The sequence below is a fragment of the Candidatus Accumulibacter aalborgensis genome, from assembly GCF_900089955.1.
GTDB classification, from domain to species: Bacteria; Pseudomonadota; Gammaproteobacteria; order Burkholderiales; family Rhodocyclaceae; genus Accumulibacter; species Accumulibacter aalborgensis.
The window spans coordinates 1-1,351 of sequence record NZ_FLQX01000165.1; the positions used below are offsets into that span (position 1 = coordinate 1).

The following is a 1,351-nucleotide window of genomic DNA, read 5'->3' on the forward strand; positions in this document are numbered from 1 at the left end:
GGGTCAGGTCTAACATTCAAACAAACATATAGTGAAGGAGCCGTCGGGTAGAGTAGAGGACAGGCTTTCGCCTGCCCGCCCTCATCAACCCGCGTATGCGGTTTTCCCGCACAGGGCTTTCCGATGCTCTTCACGCAAAGGCATGCGCCGAGTTCCAGCCCGCTAGCGTAGGAAGTTTATACAGCCCGTCGCGCTCATGACCTTCTTCACTTAGTTCCAGCCGTTCGTGAGCGTGCGGTGCGGGATGGTCAGCGGTGCGCTTTCCAGTTCCATCGCCTTGACGAGCCCGTTTTCCAGCAGGCTGGCCAGCACGAATCTTCGGCTGGCTTGGTCTCCAACCGCGTGCGAAAAATCGTGGTCTCCCCCCCCCAAAAGCACGTCACCTGGCCGCCTTCTCAAGAATCGCCCATCCTTCCCCCACGTTCTGCTCACCATCAGGAAAATCCGGAAGCCACGAGTGTCCTCCGCAGCGCCCTGCTATCACTAAGCTGGCGCAGTCACGCTTCAGGCTTGGCTCGCCGCATATCGACAAGCTCGTCGCCGCCGAAGCTTGCGCGTGCAATAATGACCAAGGAGCGCTGACCAGAGATATCACCGGCCGAGCCCCCTCCTCCCAATTGCAAACCCGATAAGGAATCGACATGACAAGTACAGTAACCCTCGGCGGCAACCCGTTTCAGGTCAGCGGGAGCTTGCCGCAAAAAGGCCAGGTGGCGCCGGCCTTCACGCTGGTCGGCAAGGACCTCGCCGATGTCGCGCTGAGCAGTTTTGCCGGCCAGCGCAAAATTCTGAACATCTTCCCGAGCATCGACACGCCGACCTGCGCCACTTCGGTCCGCAAGTTCAATGCGCACGCGAACGCGCTGGCCAATACGGTGGTGCTCTGCATATCGGCCGATCTGCCCTTTGCCCAGAGCCGCTTCTGCGGTGCCGAGGGCCTGGACAAGGTCGTAACGCTGTCTACGATGCGTGGTCGGGAGTTTCTCGAAGACTACGGCGTGGCGCTCAGCAACGGTCCGCTGGCCGGAGTGGCGGCCCGCGCCGTGGTCGTTCTCGACGGCGATGACAAGGTGTTGCACAGTGAGTTGGTGGCCGAGATCAAGGATGAACCCGATTACGAGGCGGCGCTGCGCGCTCTGGCCTGAGTCGCAGCAGAGCAACGGAAAACGGGGCCATGGCCGACACCAGCGGGACGGCAGCTCCCAAACAGCGACAAGGCATCCAGTCGATCGAAGTGGGCACCCGCTTGCTGCGGGCGCTGGCAGCCCACGGGCGGCCGATGATGCTGCGTGATGTGGCGCGCAACGCCGGCATGCCGGCGGCCAAGGCGCATCGTTACCTGGTCAGCTTC

2 protein-coding genes are annotated in these 1,351 nt (G+C 62.0%); both read left to right on the forward strand.

All coding sequences use genetic code 11. The features are described from left to right. The first annotated feature begins 641 nt into the window (after nt 1-641). Nucleotides 642-1,145, forward strand: coding sequence for a thiol peroxidase (tpx, locus tag ACCAA_RS20875; RefSeq protein WP_186409175.1), 504 nt, complete (start codon nt 642-644; stop codon nt 1,143-1,145). Between the two features lie 29 nt (nt 1,146-1,174). Beyond that, nucleotides 1,175-1,351, forward strand: a 177-nt coding sequence (locus ACCAA_RS20880; RefSeq protein WP_186409176.1) for a helix-turn-helix domain-containing protein, incomplete at its 3' end; no start/stop codon positions are given.